Source organism: Paraburkholderia sp. SEWSISQ10-3 4 (assembly GCF_030464785.1).
Lineage (GTDB): Bacteria > Pseudomonadota > Gammaproteobacteria > Burkholderiales > Burkholderiaceae > Paraburkholderia > Paraburkholderia aspalathi.
The window spans coordinates 77,596-91,291 of record NZ_JALPRI010000022.1 but is presented as its reverse complement, the minus strand read 5'-3'; the positions used below and the strand labels follow the sequence as shown (position 1 = coordinate 91,291).

Genomic DNA, 13,696 nt, shown 5'->3' with positions numbered 1-13,696 from the left:
GTGCTGCGTTGCCGGGACGGCACGCGGCCATCCATTGGAGGAGGCGCTATGGCAATCGATAAGCGGGTTATCCGCCGCGTTGCATTCGCGAGCGTGATCGGCGCGACGGTCGAATGGTATGACTTTTTTCTGTACGGCGTCGTCGCGGGCATTGTGTTCAACAAGCTTTACTTTCCCGCTCACGATCCGCTCGTCTCGACCATGTTGGCCTACGGCACATTCGCCGTCGGCTTCATCACGCGGCCGCTCGGCGGCGTGATCTTCGGTCACTTCGGCGACAAGGTCGGACGCAAGTCCGCATTGATCTGCACGTTGATCATCATGGGGGTTTCGACGGCAGGGGTTGCCTTCGTGCCGACCTTCGATCAGATCGGCATCTGGGCGCCGATTCTGTTGCTCTTCCTGCGCGTGTTGCAGGGCATCGGGCTCGGGGGCGAGTGGGGCGGCGCGGTGCTGATGGCCTATGAATATGCGCCGCCGAACCGGCGTGGTCTGTACGCGAGCTTGCCGCAGATCGGTTTGTCGATCGGCTTGTGCCTCGCGTCGGGCATTGTCGCGGGCATTTCCCGGCTGCTGCCGGAAGCGGCGTTTCTTTCTTGGGGCTGGCGGGTCGCGTTCGGCGCTTCGTTGCTGCTCGTCGTGCTCGGCCTCTACATCCGCCTCAAGGTGATGGAGACGCCTGAGTTTCTCGCGCTCAAGCGCAACCGCCGCGACGTGAAAATCCCGTTCGTCGACATGATCACGCGCTACCGTAGTTCGGTGCTGCTCGGCATGGGCGCGCGCTGGATCGACGGGGTGTTCTTCAACATCTTCGCGGTGTTCATGATCGGCTACCTCACACAGCGTCTTTCGATGAGCCGCACGGAAGCGCTCACCGGCGTGATGATCGCGGCCATGGTGATGTGCTTCTTCATCCCCTTCTTCGGCAGGATGTCGGACCTGATGGGACGTGCGCGCGTGTATCGCTGGGGTTCGCTGATCTGCGGCGCCTCGGTGCTGCCGGCGTTCTGGCTGATGGAGACGCAGTCCGGCAATACGCTGGGCGTCTGGCTCGGCGTGGTGATCCCGTTCGGCATCTTCTACGCGATGGTCTACGGTCCGGAAGCCGCGCTCTTTGCCGAGTTGTTTGATCCGGAGGTGCGCTATACCGGCATCTCGTTCGTGTATCAGTTCTCGGGCATCTTCGCGAGCGGCCTCACGCCGATCATTGCGACGGCGCTGCTGCGCCTCGACGGCGGCAAGCCCTGGTATGTGTGCGGCTACGTGATTCTGTCCGCGCTGCTCTCGGCATGGGCGGCGCGAGCGATGGAGCGGCGCACGAAACCCTTCGATGAGATGGCGACCGTGCGTTGATGGCGCGGCCTGCCGGTTTGATGTGGGCGAGGTGCTGCCCAGGACGTGGGATTCTGTTTATAATAAAAACGGAACAAAATGTACCGAAAAGTAACATGATCCGGCGGCGCCGAGCGAACGTCCCCGCAGCGGGGAGGAGAATGAAGTGACTGATTTCGTGACTGCCAAACCCGACAGAATGGTCGCGGTACGAACCGTTTTCGGCATCGATTCCAGCCTGATGGTGCCGGCTTTCAGCGAGCGCGACGACCATGTGCCGGAGATCGACGAGGTCTACCGCTTCAATCCGGAAGTGACGCTGGCGATTCTGGCCGGCTTCAGCCGCGATCGCCGGGTGATGGTGCAGGGCTTGCACGGCACCGGGAAGTCGACGCACGTCGAACAGGTTGCGGCCCGTCTCAACTGGCCGTGCGTGCGTGTCAATCTCGATGGCCATATCAGCCGCCTCGATCTGGTCGGTAAAGACGCGATCGTGGTGCGCGACGATCTTCAGGTCACCGAGTTTCAGGAGGGGATCGTGCCATGGGCCTTGCAGCGCCCGGTCGCCCTGATCTTCGACGAATACGATGCGGGGCGCCCGGACGTGATGTTCGTGATCCAGCGCATTCTCGAGCGCGACGGCAAGTTCACGTTGCTCGACCAGAATCGCGTGATTCATCCGCATCCGTATTTCCGCATGTTCGCCACCACCAATACGGTAGGACTGGGCAATCTGAACGGTTTGTATCACGGCACGCAGGTGCTGAATCACGCGCAGATGGATCGCTGGAACGTGGTGGCCACGCTCAACTATCTGCCGCGCGCGGAAGAGGCCGGCATCGTGCTTGCACGGGTACCGGAGCTTGCTGACGAGGCGGGACGTGCGCTGATCGAGTCGATGGTGAGCGTGGCGGAACTTACCCGCAAGGGCTTTGCGAGTGGCGACCTGTCGACGCTGATGTCGCCGCGCACGGTGATCAACTGGGCGGAGAATTGCCAGATTTTCCGTGATCCTGCGATGGCATTTCGCCTGACCTTCCTGAACAAATGCGATGAAGCGGAGAGGTCGATCGTGGCCGAGTATTTTCAGCGCTGCTTTGGTACTGAACTCGAGGCGGCGGCCAAGGCGGAAGACCACGCTGCGGGCATCCGCTGATGACGTCGGACAGGCAAGCGACGCTGCGTGCGGAGCAACGCGAGGCCCTGTGCGCCGCGACCGTGCGTGCGCTCACAGGCGACGCCACGTTGCATTACCGCGAAGGCCGTTTGTGCCGCGACCTGCGGCCTTTGCCCTTGCACGCACCGCATCTGCGCACCGATCCGCAGCAGGACGATTTCACGTCCCTGCGCGGCGCCGCCGACGGCGCAGCCTTGCGACTCATACACTCCGATGCGGCGCTGCATGGCCGGCTATGCCCGACGGACCGTGTCGAGCGACTGGTATTCGAACTGCTCGAGCAACTACGGTGCGAGACACAGACGCCGCCTGGCATGCCGGGTCTGGTGCAGAATCTGCGCGATCGTTTCGAGGCCTGGTCGCTGGCTTTCTATCGCTCCGGGCTCGCTGAAGACCACCTCGGTATCCTCCTGTATACCGTGGCCCAGATTGCATGGTCGCGCCTGACGGGCTGGCCTGTGCTCGAACAAACCGAAGGCCTGATCGAAGCCACGCGCGCGGCGATCGCGCCGGTGGTCGGCGTCTCGCTGGCCGGTTTGCGCCGGCATCGACAGGACCAGGGCGCGTTCGCTGTCCATGCGCTCGAACTGGCGAGGCTGGTGGGCGACATGATCCGAACCGCCCGCGCCGAGGCGCTGGACGATGCGCAAGATGACCAGCAGGAGAGCGACGACAAAGCCCCGCGCACAGCGTTCTCGCTCTGGTTCGACGTCGAGGACGACGAGTACAAGGACATGGCCGTTGCGCTCACCGGCAGAAGCCGCGTGCTCGAGGCCTCGGAGCAGGGTTATCGGGCCTATACCGCGCGCTACGACCGCGAGATTTCGCCAGGCACGCTGGTCCGTAAAGCTTTGCTTGGCGAGTTTCGCGAGCGGCTCGACGAACGCGTCGCTGCCCAGGGCATCAACGTGGCGCGGCTTGCGCACGCGTTGAAGGCGGCGCTGGCGATTCCGCAACGCGATGGCTGGTCGTTCGGTGAAGAGCATGGCCGTATCGACGGACGGCGTCTCGCCCAACTGGTTAGTTCTCCCGCTGAGCGGCGTCTGTTCCGGCTGGAACGAAACACGCTCGTGGCCGACTGCGTAGTCGGTTTCCTGATCGATTGCTCGGGCTCGATGAAAGCGCATATCGAGCCGGTGGCGATCATGGTGGACATCCTCACGCGCGCGCTCGACCAGGCCGGCGTGACCACCGAGGTGCTGGGTTTTACCACCGGCGCCTGGAATGGCGGCCGCGCCCGGCTCGACTGGCTGGCGCAGGGCCGGCCGTCTCATCCGGGCCGGCTCAATGAACTGTCGCATCTGGTGTTCAAGAACGCCGATCAGAGCTGGCGACGCGCCCGCGCCGACATTGCCGCGCTCTTCAAGGCGGACCTGTTTCGCGAGGGCGTGGATGGCGAAGCGGTCGACTGGGCCTGCACGCGTCTCGTCGCCCGTCCTGAGGCGCGGCGGATTCTGATCGTGATCTCGGATGGCAGCCCCATGGACAGCGCGACGGGCCAGGCCAACGACGCCTTCTATCTCGACAACCATCTCAAGGCCGTCGTGGCGCGCCATGAGGCCTCGCGCGATGTAGAGGTGCTGGGTCTGGGCGTCGGGCTGGATCTCAGTCCGTATTACCGTCGCTGTCTCGCGGTGGATCTTTCCGTGCCGCCCGACATGAAACTGTTCGCGGAGATTGCGGGTTGGATCGGCGCACGCGGGCAGGGCGGCAGACGGTGACCGCTCCCGCCGCGGCCTGACTCCGAGTGGGTCACGACGCGAGCGGCGTGGTGTGTGCGTCTAGCGGTGCTTCAGCGGTCTGCGCCTGCACGGCAGTCACCGCGATCACGTAGTAGATATCGTCGGCGCTGCAGCCGCGCGAAAGATCGTTGGCCGGCTTTTTCAAGCCTTGCAGCAAGGGGCCGATTGCCTTCGCATCGCCGATCCGCTCGGCCAGCTTGTAGCCGATATTGCCGGCCTCGAGACTCGGGAAAATCAGCACGTTGGCGTGTCCTTGAACCTGCGAATGCTCGATCTTGCGCATGGCGATCTCGGAGACGAGTGCCGCGTCCAGTTGCACGTCGCCGTCGATCGCCAGATGCGGGCGCTGTTCCCTCACCTGGCGCGTTGCTTCCACGACCTTGTCGACTGCAGCGTGCCGGGCGCTGCCGCTGGTCGAAAACGACAGCATGGCCACGCGCGGCTCCTCCATCAGCAGGCTTTGCGCGCTGTCGGCAGCCGCCATCGCGATCTGGGCCAGTTCGCCGGCGTCCGGGTCCACCACCAGTCCGCAGTCGGAGAAGATCAAGCCGCCTTTGAGCGTGTGGAAGGGCTCGCACAGCATCATCAGGAAGAAACTCGACACGAGCTGGAAGGACGGATGAAGGCCGATGATCTGGATCGCCGTGCGGACCACGTCGGCGGTGGTGTGCACGGAGCCGGCCACCGAGCCGTCGGCGTGACCGAGCCGCACCATCAGGTTGGCAAAGCAGAGGGGATTGAGGATTTCCTGCCTGGCTTCGTCCGGCGTCATGCCTTTCTTGCTGCGCAGTGTGAAGAGCGCTTCGGCAAACGAAGGCGCGAGCGGCGAGGTCGCAGGATCCACCAGCTCCATGCTGGACAGTTCGATGCTTTGCTCTGCTGCGGCCGCGCGGATGCGCTCACTTGGACCTACCAACACGATGCGGGCGATGCCTTCACGCGTGGCGCGTTGCGCCGCCTCCAGCATGCGGGGATCCTCCGCTTCGCAGAGCACGATGCGTCTCGGCGACGAGCGGGCGCGTTCGATGATGCGGTTGATGGCTTTCATGGCACAGGGCGGCAGTCACGGTTGAACAGAGGGCGCAGCAAATGAAGGCGGCGGGAGACGCAACAGGCAGCCAACGAATGCGGCCGAAAACAAAGCGGGCAGAAATCAGGCCTGAGACAAAGAAGCCGGAAACGGCAGGGGAGATCCCGTTTCCGGCCCGCCGGCCGCGAGGTGATGTGTTCCCCGCGCCCGGACCATCAGACAACGGAAAGATCAGACATAGTCCTTGTACTTGTCGAGCAGGCGCACCGGCTTGGCCAGCGCATCGCGGCGGAACGGATCGCCGAGTTCGCGGGTGCACATGATCTCGATGATGGTGGTCTTGCCGTGGTTCATCTGCGCATCGATCGCACGCTTGAGCGCCGGGCCGACGTCCTCGAGCCGGTCCACCGTCACACCCTCGGCGCCCATCGCGCGAGCAATGCCCGCGAAGCTCTGGTTGTCGAGTTCACCGGCGACGAAGCGGCGGTTGTAGAAGTCGACCTGGTTCTTCTTCTCGGCGCCCCATTGCCGGTTGTGGAAGACCACCGCGGTGACCGGAATGTTGTGGCGCACGCAGGTCATGGTTTCCATCAGGCTCATGCCCCACGCGCCGTCGCCGGCGTAAGAGACCGCGGGGCGATGCGGTGCCGCAACCTTGGCGCCGATGATGGTAGGGAACGCATAGCCGCAATTGCCCCAGCTCATCGCGGCGAAGAAGCTGCGCGGCTTTTTGAAGCGCAGATAGCTGTTGGCCACCGAGTTGATGTTGCCGATGTCGGTGGAGACCATCACGTCATCCGGCATGGCTTTTTCGAGCTCGCGCAAAACCTGGCGCGGGTGCAGATAGTTGCCGCCGCCGGGCGTGCGCTCGTCTTTCTGCTCCTCGATCATGTCCATGCTGTAGGGGTCGCGCTCGTGGGTCCAGCCGTCGAGCTCCTTCTCCCATGCCGCCTTCTCCGCGGCGATCTCGCCGGCGCGTTCTTCACGCGAGGCGTCGCAGACGAGCGTGCGGCCTTCGAGGCGCTGCGTCAGTGCAACCGCTGCGGCCTTGGCGTCGCCGCAGATGCCCACGGAAATCTTCTTCACCAGGCCAAGCATCTTGTGGTCGGCATCGATCTGGATGATCTTGGCGTTCTGCGGCCAGTAGTCCATGCCGTGTTGCGGCAGCGTGCCGAACGGTCCCAGACGCGAACCGAGCGCGATCACCACGTCGGCACGCTGGATCAGTTTCATCGCAGCCTTGGAGCCTTGATAGCCGAGCGGGCCGCACCACAGCGGGTGGTCGGCAGGGAACGAATCGTTGTGCAGGTAGCTGTTGACGACCGGGGCACCCAGACGTTCGGCGAGCGCCTTGCATTCCTCGATCGCATCGGCCATCACCACGCCGCCGCCGGAGATGATGACGGGGAACTTGGCCTGGGCGAGCAGTTCAGCCGCTTCGTTCAGGCGCTGATCGCCGCCGGGGCCGCGGTCGAGACGCTGCGGTTGCGGAATCTCGGCCTTGATCTGGCCGTAGAAATAATCGCGCGGAATGTTGAGCTGGGTCGGGCCCATCTCGGCCAGCGCGCGATCGAAGCAGCGGCCGGTGAATTCAGCCATGCGCGCGGGATGGGTGACGTGGCCCTGATACTTGGTGAATTCCTGGAACATGGGGAGTTGCTTCGCTTCCTGGAAGCCGCCCAGGCCGATGCCCATGGTGCCCGCCTCGGGCGTGATCATGACCACGGGGCTGTGCGCCCAATAGGCCGCGGCGATAGCTGTCACGCAATTGCTGATACCCGGGCCATTCTGGCCGATCACCACGCCATGGCGGCCTGATACACGAGCATAGCCGTCGGCCATGTGGCCGGCGCCTTGCTCGTGCACCACGGGAATGAGACGGATGCCGGCGGGCGCGAAGATGTCCATGGCGTCCATGAAGGCCGAACCCATGATGCCGAACATGTCGGTCACGCCGTTTGCGGCCAGGGTTTCGACAAAAGCTTCTGACGGGGTCATGGCCTGCGGGCCGCTAACGGGGGTGTGATCGCTCATGAGGGTTGTCTCCGATGTTTAATGAAACCGGAACAATTTGTTCCGAAAAGTGCTTATCTAAAATGTAGAGCATGCACCTATGATGGTCAATAGGTGATGAGAAATAAACGGTACAAGTTGTCTCGAAAATTGAAGAATGTGATGCAGGGCGGAATGCGTGGGGCGGCTCAATCCCACGGCAGCGAATAGGTCTTCACGTTGGTGAAGCTTTTCATCGCTTCCTGGACGCCTTCCTTGTAGCCAAGACCCGAATCCTTGATGCCGCCGAACGGCGTCAACTCGAGCCGGTAGCCGGGCACTTCGCGCACGTTCACGCTGCCCACCTGCAGCTCGGCGATAAAGCGCGTGATGTAATCGAGGCGATTCGTGCAAACCGAAGACGAGAGCCCGTAGTCGGTCGAATTGGAAATCCGGATCGCGTCGTCGATATCGCGAAAGCGGATCACTGGCGACACGGGTCCGAAGGTTTCGTATTTGACGAGCGGCATGTCAGGGGTGACGTGATCGACCACGGTCGGCGAATACAGCGCGCCTTCGCGGCGATTGCCCACCAGAAGCTTCGCGCCGCGGCTGATCGCATCGTTCACCTGAGCTTCGAAGAATTTCGCTGCGGCTTCGTCGATGACGGCGCCCATGTCGGTCGCCGGATCGGTGGGGTCTCCATAACGTATGGCGCGGGTCTTTTCCACCAGCAGTTCGACGAAGCGATCGGCCACCGCCTCGTGCACCAGAATGCGCTTGACCGCGGTACAACGCTGGCCGGAGTTCTTGTAGGAGCCTGAGACGGCGAGCGTGCTGGCTTCTTCCAGGTCGGCGTCTTCCATCACGATGATCGGATCGTTGCCGCCGAGTTCGAGCACCGCGCGTCGATAGCCCATCTTGCTGGCGATGTATTTACCGATCTGCACGCCGCCCGTGAAGGTGATCAGATCGACGTGCTCGTTCGTGATGAGTTCGTCGGCAATGTCTTTCGGGTCACCGGTGATGACCTGCAGCATTTCTTGCGGCAGGCCGGCCGCGTAAAGGATATCCGCGAGCAGGTACGTGGACAACGGCACCTTCTCGGAGGGCTTGACGACGATGCGATTGTTGGTCGCGATCGAGGGCACGATTTTGTGCGCAACCTGATTCATCGGATGGTTGAACGGGGTGATCGCGGAGATGACGCCGAGCAGGGGATCGCGCTGGGTGTAGACGCGGCGCTTCTTGCCGTGTGGCGTGAGATCGCAGGAAAACACCTGGCCGTCGTCTTTGAGCGCCTCATTGGCGCCGAACGTCATCACGTCGGCCACGCGGCCTGCTTCGTACAAGGAGTCTTTCTTGCACAGGCCGGACTCAGCGGTGATCAGATCGGCGATTTCTTCAGTACGCCGGCGGACCCTATCCGCTGCGCGCAGCAGGATCTGTGAGCGCTCGTAGCGCGTCAGCCGCGCCCGATATTGGTGTGCCCAGGCAAAGGCGCGCCGTACGTCGGCCACCGTCGCCTTGGGCACCGTGCCGACCAGTTCACCGTTGTAGGGGTTAAAAACCTCGATGATCTCCGCGCGCCGGATTGATTCTCCGCCGATGCGCAGCGCTTCATGACGAACCTGCGGCGACGGCCAGACTTTCGCGATCGAATTCATACTGCCCTCCAGCGATAACAGACAGCTGAAGTATTGCGGAGGGCACCGTCATCGGAGTAGTGCCAGCCGCCGCCAATCGCTGAGTCCACGCCGGTCGTCTACGATCACACCCGGCCTTTCCACGGCACCAGCACGCGTTCGAGGTGACGCATCAGCAAGTCGAAGCACAGTGCAAAGAAGCCGATCACGATGATGCCCATGATCACCACGTCGCTCGCGAGAAACTCCGCGGCGTTGAGCACCATGAAGCCGAGACCGCTGGTTGACGCCACCATTTCCGCGGCGACGAGCGTCGTCCAGCCGACGCCGATGCCGATCCGCATACCCGTAAAAATCTCCGGCAACGCGGATTTCAGAATCACATACAAGACCACCTGCGTGCGCGAGGCGCCCATCGAATAGGCCGCATGAATCTGCTCGATCGACACGGACCGTACGCCTGATCGCGCGGCAATTGCGAGCGGCGCGAAGATGGCCAGATAGATGAGAAAGACCTTGGAGAATTCGCCGATGCCGAACCAGATGATGATGAGCGGCAAATAGGCGAGCGGCGGCAGCGGCCGATAGAACTCGATAGGCGGATCGAAGATGCCGCGTGCAAAGCGTGAGACGCCCATCATCACGCCGATGGGAATCGCGGTCACGCAGGCTAGCGCGAAGGCGCCGAACACGCGCAGCAAGCTGATGCCGGTATGTTGCGCGAGCGTGGAGTTGGCGAAGCCTTCTGTCGCGACGTAGATGAACTTTGCGTACACCGCTTGCGGCGACGGCAGAAAGAGCGGCTTGATCCAATGCAGGTTAGTCGCGACAAACCACAGCCCGATGAACAGAGAGACCGTGATGAGGCTTGTGACGACGCTGCTGCCCTGGCCGGGCACGCCGAAGGTGTCGCCTGGCCGCGCGGGTTTCTTGGCGAGCAGTCGTGGACGTCGACCGGGTGTGCGTGGAGGCTCCATCGGCGTGTCGGATCCGAGCGAGGCTTGCTGGCCGTGCGCCAGTGCATGAGCCCGTTTTGAACTAAACATGTGTCACCTCGGCTTCGGCGGCGTGCATTTTCTCGTCGCCGTAAATGATGCTGAGCACGCGTTCGCGCATGTCGATGAAATCGGGGCTCGACTTGATGGCGCGCGCGTCGCGCGTCTCCAGGAAGCGTCGATTGAAATCCAGTTCGTAGGTATGCGTGATGCGCCCAGGGCGCGGCGACATCACGATCAGGTGGCTGGCCAGAAAGAGCGCTTCCTCCACGCTGTGCGTGATGAAGAAGAACATCTTGCTGGTTTTCGTCCAGACGTCGAGCAGCAGCTCCTGAATGGTTTCGCGGGTCAGTGCGTCCAGCGCGGCCATCGGCTCGTCCATCAGCAGCATGGCGGGGTCGCAAGTCAGCGCGCGGGCGATGCCCACACGCTGCTGCATCCCGCCGGAAAGCTGATAGATCATGTGCTTGTGAAAGTCCTGCAAACCGACCAGCGCCAGATTGCGCGCGGCGATGTCGCGCCGCTGCGCTTTCGGCACGCCCTGAAGCTTCAGGCCGAACTCGGCGTTGTCGATCACGTTGAGCCAGGGCAACAGGGCATGCTTCTGGAACACGACGCCACGGTCGGCGCCCGGTCCGGCGATCGGCGAACCGCCGAGCAGCAACTCGCCGCTGGTCGGCGCGATGAAGCCCGCCATCAGCGAGAGCAGGGTGGTCTTGCCACAACCCGATGCACCGAGCGCGACGACGAAGTCGCCCGAGTTGATCGTCAGATTGATGTTGTCAAGCGCGTGCACGGTCTGGCCGGCCTTGCGCCCCGGAAAGACCACGCTCACATTCTTGACTCTCATGCTTTCCATGTTGCCTCCTGATTCGACGGAACCGGCCTACGTCATTTAAGTTTCATTGCCGCTTCGGCGTAAGCCGGGGTCACGAACTTCGAGTAATCGGGCAACACCGCGCTGATCTGTTTCTGATCCTTCAGGAAGTTCGCCGTGTCCTTCAGCGCGAAGGTCGCCCGGCCCGCACTGCCGCCGCCCAGCCATTGCGATGAGGCCTGCTCCTGGAGCGTCGGGAACGCATAGAGCGAGAGCGACTCCGGCACGTCGGCCGGCGAGCCGCCGATCATCTTGGCGATGGCCGTGGCCTGCGGCGAAGTCGCATTCCATTGCGCCGTGTTCTTGCGGTATTGATCGTCGGCGTCGGCGATGGCTTTCACGAGTTTTGCCATGAAGTCCTTATGCGCCTCGCCCCATTGGCGGTCGACAGCAATGCCGTCGAAGGTCGGTTTGCCGAGCTTCGACAGGTCGCCGGACGTAATCAGGACCTTGCCGTTCTTCTTCAATTGCGCGAGCGCCGGGTCCCACACGTAAGCGGCGTCGATATCGCCGCGCTCCCACGCTGCGACCAGCTGATTCGGCTGCATGTTGAGGATCTTCACCTCGGACGGATTGATGCCCCAATGCTGCAGCGCGAACATGGTGTGATAGTGCGTCGTCGATACGAACGGCACGCCGATCGTCTTGCCCTTCAGATCGGCTGGTTTGGTGATGCCGGAGCCGTTGCGTACGACCATCGCCTCGGCCTGGTTGATGTTGTCCAGAATCCAGAAGAGCTGCAGGTCGAGGCCCTGGCTGACTGCGGCGGCGAGCGGGCTCGAACCGATCACGCCGACCTTCACGTCGCCCGACGCCATGGCGGTCGCGACCTTCGCGCCGGATTCGAACTGGCGCCAGTTGATCTTGTAGCCCGTGTCCTTCTCGATGGAGCCGCTCGCGATCGCGACGACCCATGGGTCGACGATCTGTTGATAGGCTATCGTGACCTCCTTGTCCTGCGCGTGACTGGCTGGCGCCACCACGCAGGCGAGTGCTGCGAATGCCGCTACCGTCATGCGGCGCGTCAGATGGCCGAACCAGCGGGACAGCTTTTGGGGGTTGTCGCTTTTCATCGTAGGTCTCCAGAATGGCCGTGCAGGCACGCGAGTACACGTGAATCCAACCTTCGCCGACGGGGGCTTGTCCCAATCGCCGGCAATGGGGTGATGCGAGTATCGTCAGTAAAAAATGTTGCGGGTTAGGGCCAGACGTGGCTGATCGTTGAGTCCACACCCTTGCACCAGAGTGGGCCGTTGCGCCGATCTCGCCGGCAGCCGGCCGGGCTGGTGGCTCACGCTTTTTTGCGCGTTCACAATGCCGGTGTCCGCCTTTGCGCGGGCGGGCTCCGCCTATAAAAATCAGGAGAAAGCATGGCAAGTCGCACCTCGGTGGCCCTATGGACCCAGCGGTTCCAGCGCTCACCCGAGTCGAACATGAGCCTCCAGGGTCAGATTCGCCAGATGCTGGTGGCCGCGATTCTGGACGGCCAACTGCTGCCGAATCACGCGCTGCCGTCCAGCCGGGAGCTGGCCGACCAATTGAGCGTTGCGCGCAATACGGTCGTGTTGGCTTACCAGCAACTGGTTGAGGAGGGCTATCTGCTTTCGCGTGAGCGCAGCGGGCATTTCGTCAACCCGGCCATCCTCGAGGGGCGGCACGAATTTGCGCCGCTGCAGACGGTCCCTGGACAGGCGGCCAACGAGGCGCTCGCAAGGCCGGATTGGGACCAGCGCGTCAGAAGACGGCCGTCCTCGCAGCGCAATATCGTCAAGCCGGGCAACTGGCTGAGCTACGAATACCCCTTTATCTACGGGCAGTTCGACCAGTCGCTGTTTCCGACTAACGACTGGCGCGAATGCTGCATGAAAGCGCTGTCGGTGATGGAGATTCGCAACTGGGCGCCGGATCTGATCGAACGCGATGACGATACGCTGATCCAGCAGATCCGCACACGAGTGCTGCCGCGGCGCGGCGTGTTTGCGATGCCCGACGAAATCGTCGTGACGATCGGCTGCCAGCAGGCGCTCTATCTGATCGCGGATCTGCTCGCGAGCGAGCGGACCACGATTGGTTTCGAAAACCCCGGCTATCCGGATGCCCGCAATATCTTCGAGAACCGCAATGCGCGGCTGCAGCCGCTGCCTGTGGATAGCGGCGGCGTGCGCCCGGCCGAGGACGCCGATCTGCTCGCGCAATGCGATTACGTCTATGTGACGCCGAGTCATCAGTGCCCGACCACGGCCACCATGCCCATCGAGCGGCGTCATGCGCTGCTGGAACAGGCGCAGGCCCATGACTTCGTCCTGATCGAGGACGACTACGAGAGTGAAAACAACTTCTCAGGCACACCGCATCCGGCGTTGAAGAGCCTGGATACCGCAGACCGGGTGATCTATATCGGCAGTTTGTCGAAGACGTTTGCGCCCGGGTTGCGGCTGGGTTATATCGTCGGGCCGCGCGAACTGGTCCGCGAATTGCGCGCGCTGCGGCGCCTGATGGTGCGGCATCCGGCCGCCTATATTCAGCGTGCCTTTGCCACTTTTCTGGCGCTCGGGCACCACGATGCGCTGCTGCGGCGCCTCGCTCACGCCTATCGGGAACGCGCGCAGGCGCTGATGACGGCGCTCGACACGCACCTTCCGGAAGCGCGTTATCTGCCGGTCGGCGGTGGCGCGTCGTGCTGGGTCGAAGGCCCGCCGTGGCTCGATGCGACACAGCTTGCCGCGGACGCGCAGGCACATGGCATCCTGATCGAGCTGGGGCGGGTTTTCTTCATGACGGGACTGGAGCAGAACCACTGCTTCCGGATGGGCTTTTCGGCCATCAAGCTCGAAAAGATCGATGAGGGCGTGCGCCTGCTCGCGGAGCTTGTGCGCGCGCAGCAGCCCGAGGAATAGGCGGGCCG

The 13,696-nt window shown here is 63.0% G+C and carries 10 protein-coding genes; 4 read left to right on the top strand and 6 right to left on the bottom strand.

All coding sequences use genetic code 11. From position 1 onward, the window contains the following. Nucleotides 1–48 precede the first annotated feature (48 nt). The 3 genes from M0D68_RS29745 to M0D68_RS29735 all read left to right on the top strand — a co-directional run bounded on the left by M0D68_RS29745 (nucleotide 49) and on the right by M0D68_RS29735 (nucleotide 4,230). On the top strand, nucleotides 49–1,353 hold the full coding sequence (locus M0D68_RS29745) for an MFS transporter (RefSeq protein ID WP_200620297.1): 1,305 nt from the start codon (nucleotides 49–51) through the stop codon (nucleotides 1,351–1,353). 145 nt (nucleotides 1,354–1,498) lie between these two features. Continuing rightward, nucleotides 1,499–2,488: an AAA family ATPase gene (locus tag M0D68_RS29740; RefSeq protein ID WP_266226174.1), complete on the top strand. Its 990-nt coding sequence runs from the start codon at nucleotides 1,499–1,501 to the stop codon at nucleotides 2,486–2,488. Next, nucleotides 2,488–4,230 carry a cobalt chelatase gene (locus M0D68_RS29735; protein WP_266226173.1) on the top strand — a complete coding sequence of 581 codons (1,743 nt, stop codon included), beginning with the start codon at nucleotides 2,488–2,490 and terminating at the stop codon, nucleotides 4,228–4,230. The genes M0D68_RS29740 and M0D68_RS29735 overlap by 1 nt, the downstream gene beginning before the upstream one ends. Nucleotides 4,231–4,261: 31 nt before the next feature. On the opposite strand, the gene pta is transcribed toward M0D68_RS29735, so the two are convergent. The 6 genes from pta to tauA all read right to left on the bottom strand — a co-directional run bounded on the left by pta (nucleotide 4,262) and on the right by tauA (nucleotide 11,807). Next, complete coding sequence (pta, locus tag M0D68_RS29730; RefSeq protein ID WP_266226172.1) at nucleotides 4,262–5,299, bottom strand: phosphate acetyltransferase; 1,038 nt, start codon at nucleotides 5,297–5,299, stop codon at nucleotides 4,262–4,264. Between the two features lie 213 nt (nucleotides 5,300–5,512). Beyond that, nucleotides 5,513–7,315, bottom strand: a complete 1,803-nt coding sequence (gene xsc, locus M0D68_RS29725) for a sulfoacetaldehyde acetyltransferase (RefSeq protein ID WP_200651297.1) — start codon at nucleotides 7,313–7,315, stop codon at nucleotides 5,513–5,515. Nucleotides 7,316–7,482: 167 nt separating this feature from the next. Continuing rightward, on the bottom strand, nucleotides 7,483–8,940 hold the full coding sequence (phnY, locus tag M0D68_RS29720) for a phosphonoacetaldehyde dehydrogenase (RefSeq protein WP_266226171.1): 1,458 nt from the start codon (nucleotides 8,938–8,940) through the stop codon (nucleotides 7,483–7,485). Between the two features lie 104 nt (nucleotides 8,941–9,044). Further along, entirely contained in the window at nucleotides 9,045–9,965 is a 921-nt protein-coding gene (locus tag M0D68_RS29715) for an ABC transporter permease subunit (protein ID WP_200619660.1), read from the bottom strand. Then, nucleotides 9,958–10,773 carry a taurine ABC transporter ATP-binding protein gene (locus M0D68_RS29710; protein ID WP_211706416.1) on the bottom strand — a complete coding sequence of 272 codons (816 nt, stop codon included), beginning with the start codon at nucleotides 10,771–10,773 and terminating at the stop codon, nucleotides 9,958–9,960. Before M0D68_RS29710 ends, M0D68_RS29715 begins: the two co-directional genes overlap by 8 nt. Before the next feature lie 32 nt (nucleotides 10,774–10,805). Continuing rightward, nucleotides 10,806–11,807, bottom strand: a complete 1,002-nt coding sequence (gene tauA, locus M0D68_RS29705) for a taurine ABC transporter substrate-binding protein (protein WP_093633233.1) — start codon at nucleotides 11,805–11,807, stop codon at nucleotides 10,806–10,808. A gap of 354 nt (nucleotides 11,808–12,161) precedes the next feature. On the opposite strand from tauA, the gene M0D68_RS29700 reads away from it, so the two are divergent. Then, nucleotides 12,162–13,688, top strand: coding sequence for a PLP-dependent aminotransferase family protein (locus M0D68_RS29700; RefSeq protein WP_093632850.1), 1,527 nt, complete (start codon nucleotides 12,162–12,164; stop codon nucleotides 13,686–13,688). Nucleotides 13,689–13,696: the final 8 nt, after the last annotated feature.

Excerpts from the sequence above, each read along its gene's own strand:
- M0D68_RS29710 (WP_211706416.1), bottom strand. The coding sequence starts at position 10,773 with ATGGAAAGCATGAGAGTCAAGAATGTGAGCGTGGTCTTTCCGGGGCGC.
- M0D68_RS29715 (WP_200619660.1), bottom strand. The coding sequence starts at position 9,965 with ATGTTTAGTTCAAAACGGGCTCATGCACTGGCGCACGGCCAGCAAGCC.
- M0D68_RS29700 (WP_093632850.1), top strand. The coding sequence starts at position 12,162 with ATGGCAAGTCGCACCTCGGTGGCCCTATGGACCCAGCGGTTCCAGCGC.
- phnY (WP_266226171.1), bottom strand. The coding sequence starts at position 8,940 with ATGAATTCGATCGCGAAAGTCTGGCCGTCGCCGCAGGTTCGTCATGAA.
- pta (WP_266226172.1), bottom strand. The coding sequence starts at position 5,299 with ATGAAAGCCATCAACCGCATCATCGAACGCGCCCGCTCGTCGCCGAGA.
- M0D68_RS29745 (WP_200620297.1), top strand. The coding sequence starts at position 49 with ATGGCAATCGATAAGCGGGTTATCCGCCGCGTTGCATTCGCGAGCGTG.
- xsc (WP_200651297.1), bottom strand. The coding sequence starts at position 7,315 with ATGAGCGATCACACCCCCGTTAGCGGCCCGCAGGCCATGACCCCGTCA.
- tauA (WP_093633233.1), bottom strand. The coding sequence starts at position 11,807 with ATGACGGTAGCGGCATTCGCAGCACTCGCCTGCGTGGTGGCGCCAGCC.
- M0D68_RS29735 (WP_266226173.1), top strand. The coding sequence starts at position 2,488 with ATGACGTCGGACAGGCAAGCGACGCTGCGTGCGGAGCAACGCGAGGCC.